The sequence below is a fragment of the Solirubrobacter pauli genome (assembly GCF_003633755.1).
Lineage (GTDB): Bacteria > Actinomycetota > Thermoleophilia > Solirubrobacterales > Solirubrobacteraceae > Solirubrobacter > Solirubrobacter pauli.
In genome coordinates this window covers 996,765-1,013,284 of the sequence record NZ_RBIL01000002.1, presented here as the reverse complement: position 1 = coordinate 1,013,284, position 16,520 = coordinate 996,765, and the positions used below count along the sequence as shown (strand labels likewise).

Here is a 16,520-nt window from a genome sequence, read left to right as displayed (position 1 = left end):
GACGCGCTAGCTGCCCTTGACGACCTCGTGCTGACGCACGACGTCCCAAGAGGCGGCCACGGGCGTGAGGAAGTACGGCGGAGAGCGGTAGCGGAACCGGTCGTCGTACCAGTAGTCCTTGGTGTAGCCCGTGTTGGGCGTCGTGCCCACCGGGCCGCGGTACTTCTGCACGATCGCGCCGCGCACGGTCAGGTTCGCCAGGCGCCCGCCGCACTGGTAGTTGTCGACGATGAACGAGTGCTGCAGCGCGAGGATCGCGGCGTGGATCACGATGTTGTTGAAGACCGGCGACTGGTTGTTGCCGCAGCCGGGCTCGACGCGATGGGCGACGCGGACGAAGTTGTTCGCGATCAGGCCGAGGGTCGCGTCCGTGTTCGCGACCTCCGTGATGTTGGGGCTCGAGGCGCCCTGCGTCGGCGTGATGATCACGTCGTTCTCGGCGGCGATCGTCAGCGACTTGCCGTAGGTGCCGCTCACGTAGACGTTGCCGCACGTCGTCGGCTCGTTGGCGTAGTCGGCGGCGGTCGGGGTCTCCCCCTCGCACGTCACGGCGTTCTGCACGTACAGCACGCCGTTCGTCGGCCAGTTCCGGGTGAACGTCGACCCGTTGTTCGTGATCGTCATCGTCGTGCCGGTGAGGCGGATGTACGTCAGCCCGGTGTACAGGCTCGAGCTGAGCTTGGCGACGTCGATCAGCATCTTGTTGGACTCGGGCAGCGCCAGCATGCGCGCCTTGGTCACGAACTTGTTCTCGTTGGCGATGTTGTTGACCGTCGGGTTGCTGCCCGTGCACTTGGACACCCACCCCGGGGCGCCGCCGCGCACCTCGGCGGCGTCGGTCTTGTTGCGCGCGGTGCCGTCCATGTTGGTCGTGCGGCCGAACGCCGGGGTGCCGCAGACGAGCACGCTGTCGTCGTTGGTGTGCATCGGACCGTTGATCTGGTCACCGGTGATGAACTGGATCTCGGTGCAGTTGCTGGTCGCGCGCTCGGACCGGTACTTGTTCGCGCACGCCGTCGACTGCCGCTGCCGCTCGGTCGCGGAGGACTCGGCCGCCGGGTCGCGGTTCTCGTAGTTCGTGAAGTAGACGAAGTTCAGGAAGCTGTCACGACGGAAGGTCGCGATGATCTGGCGCGCGCGGCTCGACGCGGTGGCCGTGCGACCCGAGACGCGGACCTTGAACGTGCCGGTCGTCTGGTCGACGAACGACGCCTGGTTCTTGGGATCGCACTTCGTGAAGCCGCTGACGGGCAGCAGCTCGATCGCGTACTCGTCGAGCTCCGTGCTCGAGCCCGGCGTCACCTTGCGCCAGCGCAGCGTGCTCGGGTTGGCCGCCACCTGGTTGACGGGATTGACCTCCGTCGCGTTCGGCGGCGAGGTGTCGCACTTGGTCCAGTAGTCCGGGTCCTGCTGCAGGCGGTTGAGGTAGTAGTGCAGCCCGGCTTCGGCGGCGGCGTAGTCGGACTTGCGCTCGGTGGCGACGCCGGCCACGGGCAGGTCGCCGTTCGCCGCGGCGAACGCGGCGGCCACGAACATGGACATGACGAACATGGCCATGATCACGAGGAACATGGAGAAGCCGCGCTCGGCGCGGGCGTCGAGGCGCTTCAGAAGGTCAGGCATGTGGGCTTCGGGATCTGGGCGTTCGGGTCGGCCGTGCGGACGTAGACGTCGTTGGTGAGCGTGGTGGCGCCCTTGGAGCTGCCGTTGCGCGGCGTGACCGTGAAGGTGACGCGGATCTTCGCCACCTTCAGCAGGTCCGCGTCGGCGAGCGCGCCGTTGGCGCTGACGGGGATCTCCACGTTGGCGGTGCTCCCGGCCGGCACCGTCGACGCACCGGCGACGGGGTCAGGGAACCGGTAGTAGCGGAAGATCACCGGCTTGTTCTTGTCGCCGCCGATGTACTCGACCGGCGCGACGTTCTGCAGGAACGGGCGTGGTGCGCGGGCGGTCCCGTAGAGGACGATGTTGGTGGTGGCGTTGCGCGTGCCCTTGGTGATCGTCTCGGTGAACGTGTTGCTCGCCCACGTGAGCTGGCGCTTGTCGGGTGCCGGCAGCGCGTTGTTGACGAGCGTCTCGTTGGTGAAGTCCGTGTAGAGCGTCAGCGAGGTCGGCGTCGCGGCGACGAGCGACCGCGCGTCGCTGGCGGTGCTCGTCTTCACGCACACCTGCGAGCGCAGCTGGCGCGTGAGCTGATCCATCGCGGTGCGGGCGGTGGCGGTGGTCTCGACCCGTGCGCCGACCTCGCCCGAGCGCTTCATCACGACCTCGATCAGCGAGAACGTCGCGAGCGAGACGATCATCGCGATCGCCAGCGTGGTCAACAGCTCCGGGAGGGAGAAGCCGTCTTCTTGGCGGAGGCGGGTCATGCCGGGCACCCGCCGCTGGGCGTCGTCGTCCACGTGTTGGTGGGCGTGTTGACCGGCGGCAGCTCGACCGTGCCCTGGACGCTGCCCGCGGTGACCTTCGCCGGCTTGGTGTTGTCGTAGTGCGGGTTCGCCGGGTTGCTGTTGGGCGTGCCCGCCGTCGACCAGTACTTCTTCGGGTTGGCGGTGTCCTTGATGCAGATGCGGTAGGTGCCGAACGGCAGCCCGGGATCGAAGCCACCACCGGACTGGACCAGCCAGTTGCGGTTCTTGTTCGCGTCGTTGAGCGGGTTGGCGCCCCAGGCGCTCGGCCAGGTCGTGGGCTGCAGCTGCACGGGCGGGAAGTCCGCGCACGTGTCCGAGCCAGTCTGCAGGACCGCGTGCACCACGAAGTTGGTGGCGTCGAACGTCGACTGCGTCGGGTTCCCGCTGGTCGAGCTCGCGCGGATGCGCGCGTTCAACGCGGGCTGGTAGACCGTGGCGAGCTGCGGCTTCTGGACCGAGTCGGGATCGCCGAGGATCGTCGCCGCCGTGTTGGTCGTCGAGAAGTAGTTCGGGTTGCCGGCCTTGACCGGGCTCTGAAGCCCGCAGGGGCCCGTGAAGAAGCTGTAGGCGGAGCCGAACGGGAACGCGCCCTGGATGTCGAAGGTCGAACCGGGCGCGGTCAGCGAGTACGGGCGCGTGTCGACGTCGGCGGCCGAGTCCGAGATCGTCTTGATCTTCGAGTCGTACGTGTTGCTGGACGGGAAGGCGGCGCCCGGCCTGAGCGTCTTGACGCTCACGCGCATCTTGATCGCGCGGTCGTAGGGCATCGTCACGACGCTCATCAGCGCGGAGTTGACCGTCGCCGACTTCTCCGACAGCTGTTGCGGCTTCTTGTCGACCCAGCCCGGCGTGTTGAGGCGGATCGTGTAGTCGCCCGTCTCGATCGTGCGGAAGACGGCGCAGCCGAGGCTGTTCGTCTGCACGGCGTAGGTCCGGCCCGTCGTCTTCGCGATCGCCGTGACCGTGATGCCGACCGGGACACGGCTCGGGACACCGCCTTCGAGCTTGACCACGAGCGAGCCGCTGACCGGCGGCGAGACGAGCGACTCGATCTTCACCGCGGGGATGCGGGTCCCCACCAGCTTGGACGTGACCGTCGAGACGATCCGCAGGTACTCGGACTGCTTGGCGCCCGCGGCGCCGCAGGTCTCGTCGACGACCTGGCCGGCGTCGGAGACCCAGCCGGCCTCGGACTTGACGGTGTACGTGACGTCGCCGACCGACTTCGTGCTCTCCTCGTTGAGCCTGGACAGCTCCTCGAACCGGTAGCCGCGCAAGCGCTCCTGGTCCTGCTCGGCCAGCGAGGCGGCCACGGCGCGGGCGCGCTCACGTGCCGTGGAGGCGGTGGCGCCGTCGATGCCGGACAGCACGGCCAGCGCGATGAGCGCCAGGACCGCGGCGGACACGATCACCTCGATGAGGGCGAAGCCGTCCTGGTTGCGGGGGTGGTTCATCGAGACCTACATCGACCGATTCGGCGATTGGGTTGAGTGGGGCGAGGACCCGAGCTACCAGCGGTTGCCGCCGTGTCCGCGCTCTCGCGGCAGCCTCCGGTGCCCGCCGGCGTGCAGTCGCGCTTGAGCTCGCCCCCGGCTGTGCGGGCGACGGAGAACGTGGTGCCGTCGACCGACTCCACCTGGACGGTGAAGGTCCTGCCGGCCCCTGTGAACGCAAGGTTGCGCGCGCCGTCGAGGGACTTCTCGATCTTGACCAGATCGGCCGGCGTGATGCCGTCGAACGTGCCGGTGGACGTGCCCTGGGCGATGGCCGCCTTGGCCGCCGTCGTGGCCGCGGCCTTCGCGTTCGCGTCCTGTGCCTTGGCTCGCTGGTTGAGCAGCGAGGGCACCGCGATCGTCACGAGGATGCCGATGACGAGGATGACGACAAGCAGCTCGACGAGGCCGAAGCCGTCCTCGGCGCGAAGGCGTTGACGCGACATGTACACCCGGTCATCGACCGGGTGCGCACACGCTTTAGCTGTCCGCCGGGTGGCCTTCGCGCGCAGGGGCCTGCGCGTCGCGGGCCGCGTCGAAGCGGCCCGTCCCCTCACACCACGGGCAGCGCACGCGGTGCGGCTCCCCGCCGAGGCCGGAGATCAACTCGCCGCTGCCGCGGCAGGCGGTGCAGGTACCGGGATCGTGCTCCATCGGTCGTGCAGGGTACTCAGAAGCCGGGCGGGGCCACGGAGCCGCTGCTGCGCGTGGGCGCCTGGATCGCCGGATCGGCGGGGCGGTCGGTCGGCAGCGAGCGGCGCATCGTCGGCGGGACCTCGCGGTCCGTGAGCGGGCGCAGCAGCCCGTACGTGCGGAAGGCCGTCTCGGCGTTCGCCGGCTCGGCGGCGCGGAACAGCACGCCGGGGATGGCCGGGACGCCGAGCGGCGACCGGGCGGCCAGGGCCTCGAACGCTTTCGGCTCCATGGTCGGCTTGAGCTGCTCGGCGGTCAGCGGCTTGGTGAACAGGAGCGCGCCGGAGGGCGCCGCGTCCTCGTCGCCCAGGATCGTGAGCGCGGAGCCGCCGATGCTCGTCCAGAGCCAGCCCTCGATGCCCTGCTCGCGCGGGACCACAGTCGTCGCGGTGAGCCGTCTGAGAACCGGGAAGCGGCCCTTCTCCCCCTTGGCCTTGGCCGGGCCGCGGTCGATCATGCCGAGGTGCAGCTGGCCGAGCGTGAGCTTGAGGGGCTCGCGGAAGAAGCCGTCGACCTCGAGCGTCGCGCCCGCCGGGTTGATGCGCAGCGCGTCCGGCGCGAGGCGCCGGCCCGACTCGAAGGCGATCGTGAGCGTCCGGTTGGGGCCGGCGGCCGCCGGCGGTGGAGCGGAAGGCATCGGGCGCGAAGCGTAGTTACTGGCGCGCCGCCTCGCCCAGCAGGCGCTCGACGAGCATCGTGTCCTTCCACTCGCCGTCCAGCTGGCCGTGCCGTCGCTGGACGCCGACCTCGGTGAACCCGGCCCGCCGGTGCAGCGCGAGGCTGGCCGTGTTCGTCGTGAACACGCGGCTGGTCAGCTTGTAGTAGCCGGCCTGCTCGGCGCTCTTGGCGAGCGCGTTCAGCAGCGCCGCGCCGACGCCGCGGTGCCGGGCGCGCTCCGCGACGTAGACCGCGTGCTCCGCCACGCCCGCGTAGGCCTGGCGGACGCTGTACGGGCTCACGCGGGCGAACCCGAGCACGGTCGTGTCGTCGTCCTCGGTCGCGACGAGGAACGGCCGCCCCTCTTCGAGCCAGCCCTCGATCTCGGCCGGCCGCCGCGCCCGCGTCTCGAACGTCGCCTGGCGCTCCGCGATCCCGTGGTTGTAGATCGCCGCGACCTGCGCGGCGTCGGCGGCTCTTGCCGGGCGAATGGTCATGCCGCGCGGTGCAGCTCCTCGAGGGCCTTCTCGACCCGGGTGATCTCCGCGGTCAGCTGTGCGCGACGCGCGCGCAGCTCGGTCAGGTCGCTCGTCTGGCTCGGCAGCGCCGCGAGCTGCTGGTTGAGATGGCGCAGCCGGCTCTCGTGCGTGGCGCGCGCCTCGCGGTCGAGCGCGTACTCGCCCGGGCGCGCGCCCTTGCGGACGGCGGGTGAACGGGTGATCTGCGTCAGGAACACGGCCAACGGGTCCTTTCCCGCCACGTCATACCCAGCCTGGGTGAGAAGGTCGAACCACTCCCGGTAGTGCAGCGCATCGCGGCCGTCGGCGACCAGCAGGGCGACGGCGACCTCGCGGATGGAGGGGCCACGCAACGTGTTCGGGCCGTCCGCGCGCGGCGTGGACGCGGCGACGGCCGGGGACGGCGCCGGTGCCACCGGTTCGCCCGTCGCGAGGCCGTCGAGGCGCGCCGTGAGCGCATCGATCTCCGCCAGGCCGGCCTCGATCCGGCGCAGCGAGGCACGCAGCGCGTCCGCCTCACGAGCGAGCTGGGCGCGCTGGCGCTCGAGCGTGGCGCGCTCTTGGGCGACGGCGCGGAGGAGGCGGTCGGAGGGTCCCATCCCCTGCCGTTCTACACAGCGGCGCGGTCTGCCGGCCACGTGGGGCTGTGCAGAACCTGTGCGTATCTCGCGTTCTGAGCGCCCCCGCATGTGCACAGAGTTGTGCGTAGCTCAGGCGTTCCTCCCAAATTGCAGGCAGTTCGCGTTCCGTCCGGAGCAGGCGCAACTCTACGCGGCCCTACGTGGATCCGTGTAGCCCTTCAAGGAGCCCGTCGCATGTCCCGCTCACCCGCTCTCCCGCTGTCCGACGACCCTTCGCCGCGCCGTGACGAGACCCTGCTGATGCTCGACCTGAGCCGGTTGATCGCGCTCGGCCTGGTCGAGAAGCGCGAGGAGCCGCAAGGCGTCGTCTTCGCGCTGACGCCGCTCGGGCGTCACACGCCCGAGTTCGGCACGTAGGCTTCGTGGCATGTGCCGCAACATCCGTCAGCTCCACAACTTCGAGCCGCCTGCGACCACGAAGGAAGTGCAGGAGGCCGCGCTGCAGTACGTGCGCAAGATCAGCGGCTCGACCAAGCCGTCGCAGGCCAACGCGGCCGCGTTCGAGGAGGCCGTGGCCGAGGTCGCGATCGCGACGCAGAGGCTGCTCGATCACCTCGTGACGAACGCGCCGCCCAAGAACCGCGAGGAAGAGGCGGCGAAGGCCCGCGCCCGTGCGCAGGCCCGCTACGCCGCGTAACCGCTACGGGAGGATGTGGTCGACGTAGCCGCCGTCCACCCGGACGGCGCCGCCCGTGGTCGCGGAGGCGAGGTCTGAGCTGAGGTAGGCGACGAGGTTCGCGATCTCGTCGGGCTCGATCAGGCGTCCGATCAGCGAGTTCGGCCGGTGCTCGGCCACGAACTTGCGCTGCGCGGCGTCCCAGTCGAGGTCGTCGCCGACCAGCTCACGCACGAAGTCCTCGACGCCCTCGGTGTGCGTCGGGCCGGCGATCACGCTGTTGACGGTCACGCCGCTGCCCTTGACCGCCTTCGCGAACCCGCGGGAGACGCCGAGCAGCGCCGTCTTGGTCACGCCGTAGTGGACCATCTCCTCGGGGATCGCGACCGCCGAGTCGCTCGCCATGAACTGCACGCGGCCGTGGCCGCGCTCGACCATGCCGGGCAGGTAGCCGCGGGTGAGCCGGATCGCCGACATCACGTTGACGTCCCAGAACCGCTGCCACGTGTCGTCGTCGATCTCGAGCACCGGCGTCGGCGCGAAGATCCCGAGGTTGTTGACCAGGATGTCGACGGCCGGGAGCTGCTCGAGCACCGTCCGCGCGCCGTCGGCGGTGCCGACGTCCGCGGCGATCCCGCTGACGCCCAGCTCGTCCGCGACCGCGGCGACCTTCCCCGCGTCGCGCCCGTTGATGGTGACGGCGGCGCCCGCGCCGGCGAGCTTCGCGGCGATCGCGCGGCCGATGCCCTGCGTGGACCCGCTGATGAAGGCCGTGCGGCCCGAGAGGTCGATGTCCATGCCCGTCACGCTAGTGGGCTCCCATCCGTCGTCCGAGGCCGGAGGCGCGCGCCACCGGGCGGGCGACCGCCGCGCGGATCGTCTCCTCGGTGCCGGCCAGGATCAAGTGCCGGTTCGCGCGCGTCACCGCGGTGTAGAGCAGCTCACGCGTCAGGATCGGCGACGTCGCCGCGGGCAGCAGCACCGCCGCGGTCGCGAACTGCGAGCCCTGGCTCTTGTGGACGGTCATGGCGTACACGGTCTCGATCGCGTTCAGCCGCGACGGCGCGAAGTGCACGGGCTCGCCACGACGCTCGAACACCGCCGCGACCTTGCCCGGCGCCGTGGTGACGACCACGCCCGCGTCGCCGTTGTAGAGGTCCAGGCCGTAGTCGTTCTTGGTGACGAGCAGCGGCCGCCCCGGGTACCAGCGGCCACGGCCGATCGCGTTGCCGAGCCAGCGCTCGATCCGCGCCGTCCACACCGACACGCCGTGCGGGCCGCGCCGGTGCGCGCACAGCACCCGGAACGTGCCGAGCGCCGCCATGGCCGCGGCGTCCTGCCCGGCCTTGGCCGCCTCGATCACCTCGGTGGCCGCGGCCACCGCGCCGTCGCGGATCGGCGCGAGCTGCGCGAGCGACTCGGGCTCCCCCACGTCCACCGGGATCCAGGTGATGTCGGCGTACCCGTGCCGCAGCGCGTCGATCGCGGCGTCCGCGTCCCCGTTGCGGATCGCCGGCGCGAGCGTCTTGATGCCCTCCTGCCCGCGGTGCACGACGTCGAGCTCGATCACCCCCGGCCCGCGCACGTTGACGATGTCGCCGAGCACCGCGCCCGCCTCGATCGAGGTCAGCTGCCCGGGATCACCGACCAGCACCAGCCGCGCGCCCGGGCGGACCGCCTCGACGAGCCGCGCCATCTGCGTCAGCGACACCATCGACGTCTCGTCGACGATCACGACGTCGTGGGGCAGGCGGTTGCCACGATCGTGCCGGAAGCGGCTGTGGCTGCCGGGCCGCCAGCCGAGCAGCCGGTGCAGCGTCGACGCGTTCAACGCGAGCAGCTCGTCCCGCACCCGGTCGCCCAGCCGCCCCTCGGCGCGCAGGCGGAGCGCCTCCGCGTGCACGGCCTCCTTCAGCCGCGTGGCGGCCTTGCCGGTCGGCGCCGCGAGCGCCACCAGCGGCAGCTCGCTGCCCTGCTCGGCGAGCGCGGCGACGATCCGCGCGACCGTGGTCGTCTTGCCCGTGCCCGGCCCGCCCGCGACCACCGCGAAGCGCCGCTCGACCGCGATCCGCGCCGCGTCGCGCTGCGCGCCGGGCCGCTCGAACAGCCGATCCAGCGACTCGTCGAGCTGCAGCGTGTTCACCGACTCCGCCTGGCCGAGCGCGCGCAGGTCCGTCGCGACCTGCCCCTCCTCGCGCCAGTAGCGGTCCAGGTAGAGCGCTGAGTCCACGAGCCGCAGCGGTCGCGGGTCCGGCGCATCCCGCTCGCCGACGTGCACGAGCACCGACTCGCGCACCCTGTCCAGCCACGCCTCGGGCTGCGGCCACGGCAGCTCGGACAGGTCCACCGGCTCGTCGCTGTCCACCGTCGCGGTCTCGCGGATGGTCGCGAGGTCCACGTACACGTGCCCGAGCCGCGGCGCGCGCACCGCGAGCGCGGCCGCCAGCACGATGAGCTCGTCCTCCTCGCCCGCGAGGGCCGCCAGCCGCTCCGCCACGTGCACGTCGGCCGCCGTGAGCACGCCGATCGCGTTGAACTCGCGCAGCACCCCGCGCGACCGCAGCGCGTGCCGGACCTCGAAGTCGTCCAGCGCGCTCATGCGAGGACTCCGATCTCCAACAGGTCGCTGAGCGCGACGACGAGCGGCGCAGGCGGCTTCCAGGCGAACACGCCGGACTCGGTCGCGCCGGTCATCCCGCGCACGAACAGGTACAGCACGCCGCCGAGGTGCACGTCCGGGTCGTAGCCGGGAAGGCGCCAGCGCAGGTAGCGGTGCAGCGCGGCGGTGTAGAGCAGCGCCTGCAGGCCGTAGTGGGCGTGCTCCATCTCCGCCCGGAGCGCCGTGGGGGCGTAGTGCGCCGGGGTGAGCGCCTCGCCGGGTGGCGCGAGCAGGTTCGTCTTGTAGTCGACGATCGAGAACCGCTCTTCGACGCGGAACACGAGGTCGATGCTGCCGGTGAGGTAGCCGCGGACGGCCGCGCGCAGCTCGGGGTCCGCCAGCCGGTCGGCGTAGCCCGCCAGCGGGTCGTCGCTGCCGAGGTGCTCGCGCAGGACCGCACCGATCGCGGCCGGCGTGAGCCACGCGTGCGGGTCGTCGCCACCGGCCAGCGGCAGCTCGAAGCCGAGCTCGTCCAAGCGGTCGGCGCGCTGGATGTCGCGCAGCCGCACGCCGTCCACGAGCGGGCCGAGCGGCGTCTCGATCGCCGCGCGCAGCCCTTCGACCACCGCGGCCTGCGAGCCGATGTCCACCGGCCGGCGCGCGAGTGTCTCGCGCACCCGGGCGGTCAGCTCGAGGTCCAGGTCCGGCGCGGCGAAGTCGACCGCCTCGAAGACCGAGTGCACGAACGTGCCGAACGCCGTGCCGCCCGGGATGCCGGCGAGCGGCAGCACGGGGTCGGGTTCCGCGAGCTCCTCCGCCTCATCGAACAGCGACGGGGCGACCGCGTGCAGCGTCGCCGGCGTCGCGGTCACCTCGGTCTCGTCGATGATCAGCTCGTCCGAGCGGTCGTCGTCGGGCTCGTCGGTGATCACCGTCTCCTCCGGCTCGCTCGCGACGCGGGCCTCGTGCGCGGCGGCCGTGATGTCGCTGTAGGAGGTCCGCCGCCACGACCGGTCCAGCTCGCGATCGAACCTCGCCGCGGCCAGGCGCGCCGTCTCGGGACGCGGCCCGGACCACGGCTCGACGGCGTCCGGCAGCGTCGCGCGCTCCACGCTCACGCAGCCCGGCGCGGCCGACGCGAGCGCGCGGAAGTGCTCCATCGCGGCGTCGTCGGTCGGCGGGTTCGGGCCCCGCGTGGCGACGCGACCATCCGCGTCCCGCGCCAGCAGCAGCCGGCTGAGCGCGGAGTCACGGCTGTTCCACGTGCCCGCCCACCACGTGATCGCCTGGTGCTTGGCGCGCGTCAGCGCGACGTACGCGAGCCGCAGGTCCTCCCCACGCTGCTCGGCCTCGTAGAGCCGCTTGTGACGGCTGTAGGCGCTGCCGACGAGCCCGACGTCGATCGTGCGCTGGAAGCCCGCGTCGGGATCGTGGTAGACGATCGGGACGGGCTTGTCGTCGACCCAGGTCGGCTCCCACAGGTACGGGACGTAGACCACCGGGAACTCGAGTCCCTTCGAGCGGTGGATCGTGAGCACCTGGACGGCCTCGGCGTCTGACTCGAGCCGTCGCGAGCGCTCCTCGTCGCCCTCGCGGTCGGCGTCCTGCACGCGCTGGCGCAGCCACACCGCGAGGGCGGCCGTGCCGAAGCGCTCGGCGGCGGCCGCGCTGTGCAGCAGCTGGCCGACGTGCCGCAGGTCCGTGAGCTTGCGCTCGCCGTCGGCCTCGGCCAGCACGCGCCCCGGCAGCCGCTCGATCAGCGTGATCGTCTCGAACAGGGACGCGAGCCCCCGCCGGCGCAGCAGCGCGGCCCACGCGTGCAGCCGCCGGTGCACGTCCTCCCAGTCCTCATCATCAGCGGTGGCGACGCGCTCGGCGCTCCAGCCCAGGAACGAGGTCATCGTCGCCGCCCGTGCCCGCGGCACCGACGACGGCCGCTCGAGCGCCTCCAGCAGCCGCAGCCACTCGCGCGCGGCGGGCGTGCCGAAGACGCTGCCGGCGCCGTTGATGACCACGGGCACGCCGGCCTTGTCCAGCGCATCGCGCACGGGCAGCGCGTGGGCCCGGTTGTACCGCACCAGCACCGCGATGTCGCCCGGCTTGGCCTTGCCCGACTCGAGCAGGCGCACGATGTCCGCGGCGAGGTCGCTCGCCACGTACAGCCGCGCCGACGTGAGGTTCGCGTAGCCCTTGCCCGTGAGCGTGATCGACGGATGCGTGCGATCCACCACCCGCATCCGGAGGGGCGCGCCGAGCAGGTCGTGCCGCTTGTCCGGGTCGTTCGCGCGGACGTGCAGGTACTGGATGCGCTCGTCGCCGAGCTGCGCGCCGCCGAACATCGCGTCGTAGGCGTCGATCAGCCCTTGGTCGCTGCGCCAGTTGACGTCCAGCGTCTCGGTCGCGGTCGCCGCCTCCTTCGCCTCCAGGTAGGAGTAGATGTCGGCGCCACGGAAGGCGTAGATCGCCTGCTTGGGATCTCCAATCAGCACGAGCGTCACGCCGCCCCCGCCGAACGCGCCCCTGAGGATCTCCCACTGGATCGGGTCGGTGTCCTGGAACTCGTCGACGAGCACGACCCGGTAGCGCGAGCGCAGCTTCTCCACCCCGCTCCGCCGCAGGGCGTCGCGCAGGCGCGTCAGCAGGTCGTCGTAGGTGATGATCGAGCGGGCTCGCTTGCGCGCCTCGAACTCGACCCGTGCGGCCGCGGCCAGACGCGCCCGCATCGCCGCCAGGTCGCTCCCGGACGTGTCGCGCGGCTCGATCGGCGCGCCCGGGTTCTCGATCGCGTCCGTGGCGATCAGCTTCGCCTCCGCGCGGGTGATCAGCGGCGGGTCCTCGGACTTCATGAACCGCCGCACGTAGAGGTCGTCGACGATCTCGCCGATCAGGTCCTCGACGTCCTCCACGAGCTGCGCGTCGCGCTCGAGGTCTCCCGCCACGCCCAGGCCGCCGAGCACCTCCTGGCAGAACTGGTGCGTGGTCGCGATCGTCGCGGCGTCGAAGTCGGCCAGCGCGCGCACGAGCCGGTCGCGGCGCACCGCGATCTCCTCCTTCGTGCCCGTCGCCAGCAGCCGCGCGACCGCGTCCTCCAGGTCGGCGGTCGGGGCGCCCGCGAGGACCTCGCTGAGGTCGCGCTCGGTCTGCACGAGCCGCTCGCGCACCCGATCGCGCAGCTCACCGGTCGCCATCCGCGTGAACGTGACGAGCAGGAGCTCATGGAGCGGCGTGCCCTCCGCGACGTAGCGGGCCGCCAGCGCCGCGATCGTGTAGGTCTTGCCGGTCCCCGCGCTGGCTTCCAGCACGGTGATCCCGTTCGGCAGCGGCCCGCAGATGTCGAACGCGTAGCTCATTGGTCGTTGACGTCCTCGACGCCGCTGAGCCCGCCCCACAGCCGGCGCGCGTACTGCCCGAAGCGGCTGGTATCGCTCGCTTCCCAGCGTTCATCCTCGTGCGCGGGGATCGCGAGCAGGTCGTCGAACGAGCGGCCCGAGAACACGAGCTCGTGCTCGGGCTCGCGGTCCTCCTTCGGGAAGCGGTCGGACTCCCACTCCTGGCGCGCGTCGGCCCCCGCGGCGTACGCCGCCGACGTGCGGCACGCCAGCGGCAGCGGCTCGCGCATGCCGCGGTCGTACAGGTCCAGCAGCAACGCGAGCTGATCAACCGCGAACGCACGATCCAGCACCGGGATGCGCGCGACGGTGACCGACGCCATGTGATGGGCACCCGCCTGCGCGCGGCCGACCGTCAGCGCCTCGTACTCCCCACCCGCCGCGCACAGCGCCAGCAGCCGCACCCAGGCGCCGAGCCGGTGGCGCGGGTTGACCTTCGAGTACGTGACCGTCGTCAGCAACGAGCCGCGCACGCCCGCGACCGTGCCGGACAGCCGCCGGCCCGCGATGTCGAGCTTGACGTCCACCGATCGTGGGTCGCCCGCCGCGCCGATCAGCGCTCGTGCCTTGCCCGCGATGTCGTTGACGCCCTGCCAGATCTCGTCGACGACCGGCCGCCCGAGCTGGCCGGGCGGCAGCGTGCCGCGGGCGATCTCGGCGCGGATGGCGGCACGGCCGTCGGCGCCCGCCATGACGGCGCTGAGCAGCCGGTCGCCGACCGCCCACTGCTCCAGGTGGTCCAGCTGCACCGGCAGGGCATCGGAGACGTCCTGCGAGTAGTCGCCGACGCTGATCTCCAGCCGCTGGCGCAGGAACGCCCGCACGGGACGCTCGACGAAGTACACGAGCGCGTCCAGCTCCACCGGACCGCTGGCGCGCGGCGGCAGCGGGCCGGGCAGGAACGGGCGCGCACCCGATCGTGGCTCGGTCAGCGCCCGCGCGCCCTCGAGCGTCACGCGGTCGAAGCTCCAGGGGCTCGCCGCTTCGAAGTTGCGCGGGTCGAACGGCTGCAGCGGGTGCTCGGTCACGACGTCCTTCCCGACCAGGTCGAGCAGCTCGCCGACCGGCACCGCAGGTGGGCGCGGAACGTTGGTGCGCTCGTCGTTGCCGGTGTAGGTGATGATCAGCCGGTCGCCCGCGGCCAGCAGCGCGTCGAGCAGCAGTTGCCGATCCTCGGCGCGGGCGTCGCGCTCGCCGACGTGCGGCGTGTCCAGCATCAGGTCGTCGCCGTCGCGCGGCGCCTTGCGCGGGAACGTGCCGTCGTCGAGCCCGAGCAGGCAGACGACGCGGTGCGGCACCGACCGCATCGGCATCAGCGTGCAGATCGTCAGGTGCCCCGTGCGGAAGTTCGCGCGCGTCGGGCGGCCCTTCAAGCGGTCGGCGAGCAGCGCGCGGACCTCCTCGAGCGAGAGCAGGCCGTCGAACGACGCGGCTTCCTGGACGACGTCGTCGAGCAGCCGCTGCAGCTCCGAGCGCTGCCAGCCCTCCAACGGCGGCACGGCGCACAGCCCGTCGGCGGCAGTCAGCAACGCCTCGGCCCACGCGTCCACGGGCTGCTCGATCGCCAGCGCGTCCACCGCGGTCTGCAGCCGTGCGATGTACTCCGCCAGCCGCCCGGCGAGCTCGATCGCGCCGCTCTCGACGTCGTCGAGGGGCAGCACGCCGGCGAACTGGCGCTGCTGCTCGTCGGTCATCGTGACGCCCAGCAGCAGCCGGTCCAGGCCGAACCGCCAGGTGCCGGCGTGCAGCTCGGCCAGCTTGAACGGCGCGCGGTGCTGCGCGTCCAGGCCCCAGCGGATGCCGCTCGTGCGCACCCAGTCCTGGAGCCGGGCGATCGCGTCGTCGTCCAACCGGAAGCGCCGTCGGACCGGCTCGCGCTCGGCGAGCTCGAGCACCTCCGAGGCCGTCAGCCGGCGGCCCGCGAGCTCGAGCAGCCGCGCCACGACGCCCAGCACGGGGTTCGTCTGGCGCAGCGACCGGTCCGCCAGCCGCACGCGCAGGTTCGGCGGGCGGTCCTCCGGCGGCAGCGTATCCAGCTCGTCGTCCTCGTCCTCGGCGATCTCCCCCGCGCCGAACGTCGCCTGGATGAGCGGGGCGAACGCCTCGATGTCCGGGCACATGACGATCACGTCGCGCGGTTCCAGCGACGGGTCCTCCGCCAACAGGTGCAGGACCGCGTCGCGCACGACCTCGACCTGCCGCGCGCGGCCGTGGCAGGAGTGGACCTGGACGCTCCCGTCGGGCCCGTCGACCTCCGGCACGCGGTCCTCCCGGACCGCGGCCTGCAGCTCGGCGAGCATCGTCCCCGTCCGGTGCTCCACCGGGTGCTCGTGCGCCGCGATGTCCGGCCCGAGCACGAGCTGCAGCTCGCGCGAGTCCTGTCCCCAGGAGGCGAGCAGGCGGTTGCGCGGCATGTGCCCGATCTCGTCCTCGGCCTCGGCGCGCAGGACGGGCCAGCGGTCCGCGGCGGCGATCCGCGCCCACAGCGCCGGCGACGGGTGCAGCAGGAACAGGTGGACGTCCCGGTGCTCGGCGAGCGCGCGCAGGACGTGGAGCTGCGCCGCCGGCAGCCGCGTGAGCCCGAAGAGCGAGAGCCGCTGCGGGAGGTCCACCACGTCCGGCTCGACGCGCAGCCGCGCGCACGCCGACTCCACCCGCGCCGCCGGGTCAGGCACCGGCACCCGCGCCCGCAGCCGCTCGAACAGCCGCGCCTGCCAGTGCTCGCCCGTCAGCAGCTCCGGCCGATGCGTCGCGTAGCGGTCGAACAGGTTCGCGAGGTGCCGGACGGCCGCGAAGCGCCGCGCCTTCGGATGGTCGGCCAGCGCGGCCAGCCAGGGCTCGGTGAGCGACCCCTCGACCACCTCCAGCAGCGGCCAGACGAGCCGTTCCGGCAGCCACGGGTCACGCTCGGCCTCGATGCCGGAGGCGGCCGCCACCGCCGCGCCCGTGAGCCGCCGCGGGAACGGGAACTCCACGTTCGCGCAGATGCCGAGCGCGTTCGAGAGCTGCTGGGTGAGCCAGCGCTCCATGCCGCGCGTCGGCACCGCGACGACCTCCCGCGCGAACGGGTCGGCCGGCGGGGCGGCCAGGAGCGCCCGCAGGGCTTCAATCAGGCCGTCGGCCCGGTCGGATCGATGAACGTGGAGCATGCGACGCGCTACCGCGAGTACATGATGATCCCGACACCGGTCAGGCAGACCAGCGCGCCGATGATGTCGAGGCGGTCGGGCTTGAACCCGTCGAACACGACGCCCCACAGCAGCGAGCCGACGATGAACACGCCGCCGTAGGCCGCGAGCACGCGACCGAACTCAGTGCTCGGCTGGTAGGCCGCCACCACGCCGTACGCGGTGAGCGCCATCGCCCCCAACGCGACGAACGCCAGGCCTTTGTGCTCCTTGATCCCGAGCCACACGAGGTACGCGCCGCCGATCTCCGCAAGCGCGGCGGCTATGAAGAGCGCAATCGAACGGCCGGTCATGTTCGGCGACCGTAGCGGACCT

Annotated in this window: 15 protein-coding genes; 2 read left to right on the top strand and 13 right to left on the bottom strand. The window is 72.2% G+C overall.

Translation table 11 applies throughout. The annotated features are described in order from the left end of the window. Positions 1 to 6 precede the first annotated feature (6 nt). The 8 genes from C8N24_RS24470 to C8N24_RS24440 are packed head-to-tail and all read right to left on the bottom strand — an operon-like array spanning position 7 to position 6,371. Positions 7 to 1,623 (bottom strand): hypothetical protein, encoded by a 1,617-nt coding sequence (locus C8N24_RS24470; protein ID WP_121255087.1) that lies wholly within the window; start codon positions 1,621 to 1,623, stop codon positions 7 to 9. After that, complete coding sequence (locus tag C8N24_RS24465) at positions 1,608 to 2,369, bottom strand: prepilin-type N-terminal cleavage/methylation domain-containing protein (RefSeq protein ID WP_147447966.1); 762 nt, start codon at positions 2,367 to 2,369, stop codon at positions 1,608 to 1,610. Before C8N24_RS24465 ends, C8N24_RS24470 begins: the two co-directional genes overlap by 16 nt. Further along, the gene (locus tag C8N24_RS24460; RefSeq protein ID WP_121255084.1) at positions 2,366 to 3,865 is read right to left on the bottom strand and encodes a prepilin-type N-terminal cleavage/methylation domain-containing protein; all 1,500 of its coding nucleotides are present in this window, start codon (positions 3,863 to 3,865) and stop codon (positions 2,366 to 2,368) included. Before C8N24_RS24460 ends, C8N24_RS24465 begins: the two co-directional genes overlap by 4 nt. After that, the gene (locus C8N24_RS34790) at positions 3,862 to 4,350 is read right to left on the bottom strand and encodes a prepilin-type N-terminal cleavage/methylation domain-containing protein (protein WP_211340129.1); all 489 of its coding nucleotides are present in this window, start codon (positions 4,348 to 4,350) and stop codon (positions 3,862 to 3,864) included. Before C8N24_RS34790 ends, C8N24_RS24460 begins: the two co-directional genes overlap by 4 nt. 34 nt (positions 4,351 to 4,384) lie before the next feature. Next, positions 4,385 to 4,558, bottom strand: a complete 174-nt coding sequence (locus C8N24_RS34270) for a hypothetical protein (RefSeq protein ID WP_170179383.1) — start codon at positions 4,556 to 4,558, stop codon at positions 4,385 to 4,387. 16 nt (positions 4,559 to 4,574) lie between these two features. Next, on the bottom strand, positions 4,575 to 5,234 hold the full coding sequence (locus C8N24_RS24450; protein ID WP_121255082.1) for a hypothetical protein: 660 nt from the start codon (positions 5,232 to 5,234) through the stop codon (positions 4,575 to 4,577). Between the two features lie 16 nt (positions 5,235 to 5,250). Beyond that, on the bottom strand, positions 5,251 to 5,751 hold the full coding sequence (locus C8N24_RS24445) for an arsinothricin resistance N-acetyltransferase ArsN1 family A (RefSeq protein WP_121255080.1): 501 nt from the start codon (positions 5,749 to 5,751) through the stop codon (positions 5,251 to 5,253). Continuing rightward, positions 5,748 to 6,371: a hypothetical protein gene (locus C8N24_RS24440; RefSeq protein WP_121255078.1), complete on the bottom strand. Its 624-nt coding sequence runs from the start codon at positions 6,369 to 6,371 to the stop codon at positions 5,748 to 5,750. The genes C8N24_RS24445 and C8N24_RS24440 overlap by 4 nt, the downstream gene beginning before the upstream one ends. Positions 6,372 to 6,587: 216 nt before the next feature. Between C8N24_RS24440 and C8N24_RS24435 the strand changes: the two genes are divergently transcribed. Both C8N24_RS24435 and C8N24_RS24430 read left to right on the top strand, forming a co-directional pair. Then, positions 6,588 to 6,770 carry a hypothetical protein gene (locus tag C8N24_RS24435; RefSeq protein ID WP_121255076.1) on the top strand — a complete coding sequence of 61 codons (183 nt, stop codon included), beginning with the start codon at positions 6,588 to 6,590 and terminating at the stop codon, positions 6,768 to 6,770. A 10-nt stretch (positions 6,771 to 6,780) separates the two neighbouring features. Then, entirely contained in the window at positions 6,781 to 7,050 is a 270-nt protein-coding gene (locus C8N24_RS24430) for a DUF2277 domain-containing protein (RefSeq protein ID WP_121255075.1), read from the top strand. Positions 7,051 to 7,053: 3 nt separating this feature from the next. Here the strand turns inward: C8N24_RS24430 and C8N24_RS24425 are convergent, their stop codons facing one another. The 5 genes from C8N24_RS24425 to C8N24_RS24405 are packed head-to-tail and all read right to left on the bottom strand — an operon-like array spanning position 7,054 to position 16,498. Beyond that, a complete protein-coding gene (locus C8N24_RS24425) occupies positions 7,054 to 7,827 on the bottom strand; it encodes an SDR family NAD(P)-dependent oxidoreductase (RefSeq protein ID WP_121257957.1) in 774 nt (257 codons plus the stop codon). A gap of 10 nt (positions 7,828 to 7,837) precedes the next feature. Beyond that, positions 7,838 to 9,628 carry an exodeoxyribonuclease V subunit alpha gene (gene recD, locus C8N24_RS24420; RefSeq protein WP_121255073.1) on the bottom strand — a complete coding sequence of 597 codons (1,791 nt, stop codon included), beginning with the start codon at positions 9,626 to 9,628 and terminating at the stop codon, positions 7,838 to 7,840. Then, positions 9,625 to 12,978 (bottom strand): UvrD-helicase domain-containing protein, encoded by a 3,354-nt coding sequence (locus tag C8N24_RS24415; RefSeq protein WP_121255071.1) that lies wholly within the window; start codon positions 12,976 to 12,978, stop codon positions 9,625 to 9,627. Before C8N24_RS24415 ends, recD begins: the two co-directional genes overlap by 4 nt. Then, entirely contained in the window at positions 12,975 to 16,166 is a 3,192-nt protein-coding gene (recC, locus tag C8N24_RS24410) for an exodeoxyribonuclease V subunit gamma (RefSeq protein ID WP_121255069.1), read from the bottom strand. Before recC ends, C8N24_RS24415 begins: the two co-directional genes overlap by 4 nt. A gap of 8 nt (positions 16,167 to 16,174) precedes the next feature. Continuing rightward, a complete protein-coding gene (locus C8N24_RS24405; RefSeq protein ID WP_121255067.1) occupies positions 16,175 to 16,498 on the bottom strand; it encodes a YnfA family protein in 324 nt (107 codons plus the stop codon). Positions 16,499 to 16,520 lie beyond the last annotated feature (22 nt).

What these genes read in the sequence shown, in the direction of transcription:
- C8N24_RS24405 (WP_121255067.1), bottom strand. Translation starts at nt 16,498, where the DNA reads ATGACCGGCCGTTCGATTGCGCTCTTCATAGCCGCCGCGCTTGCGGAG.
- C8N24_RS24445 (WP_121255080.1), bottom strand. Translation starts at nt 5,751, where the DNA reads ATGACCATTCGCCCGGCAAGAGCCGCCGACGCCGCGCAGGTCGCGGCG.
- C8N24_RS24430 (WP_121255075.1), top strand. Translation starts at nt 6,781, where the DNA reads ATGTGCCGCAACATCCGTCAGCTCCACAACTTCGAGCCGCCTGCGACC.
- C8N24_RS24460 (WP_121255084.1), bottom strand. Translation starts at nt 3,865, where the DNA reads ATGAACCACCCCCGCAACCAGGACGGCTTCGCCCTCATCGAGGTGATC.
- C8N24_RS24465 (WP_147447966.1), bottom strand. Translation starts at nt 2,369, where the DNA reads ATGACCCGCCTCCGCCAAGAAGACGGCTTCTCCCTCCCGGAGCTGTTG.
- recC (WP_121255069.1), bottom strand. Translation starts at nt 16,166, where the DNA reads ATGCTCCACGTTCATCGATCCGACCGGGCCGACGGCCTGATTGAAGCC.
- C8N24_RS24415 (WP_121255071.1), bottom strand. Translation starts at nt 12,978, where the DNA reads ATGAGCTACGCGTTCGACATCTGCGGGCCGCTGCCGAACGGGATCACC.
- C8N24_RS24470 (WP_121255087.1), bottom strand. Translation starts at nt 1,623, where the DNA reads ATGCCTGACCTTCTGAAGCGCCTCGACGCCCGCGCCGAGCGCGGCTTC.
- C8N24_RS24450 (WP_121255082.1), bottom strand. Translation starts at nt 5,234, where the DNA reads ATGCCTTCCGCTCCACCGCCGGCGGCCGCCGGCCCCAACCGGACGCTC.
- C8N24_RS24435 (WP_121255076.1), top strand. Translation starts at nt 6,588, where the DNA reads ATGTCCCGCTCACCCGCTCTCCCGCTGTCCGACGACCCTTCGCCGCGC.
- recD (WP_121255073.1), bottom strand. Translation starts at nt 9,628, where the DNA reads ATGAGCGCGCTGGACGACTTCGAGGTCCGGCACGCGCTGCGGTCGCGC.
- C8N24_RS34270 (WP_170179383.1), bottom strand. Translation starts at nt 4,558, where the DNA reads ATGGAGCACGATCCCGGTACCTGCACCGCCTGCCGCGGCAGCGGCGAG.
- C8N24_RS24440 (WP_121255078.1), bottom strand. Translation starts at nt 6,371, where the DNA reads ATGGGACCCTCCGACCGCCTCCTCCGCGCCGTCGCCCAAGAGCGCGCC.
- C8N24_RS34790 (WP_211340129.1), bottom strand. Translation starts at nt 4,350, where the DNA reads ATGTCGCGTCAACGCCTTCGCGCCGAGGACGGCTTCGGCCTCGTCGAG.
- C8N24_RS24425 (WP_121257957.1), bottom strand. Translation starts at nt 7,827, where the DNA reads ATGGACATCGACCTCTCGGGCCGCACGGCCTTCATCAGCGGGTCCACG.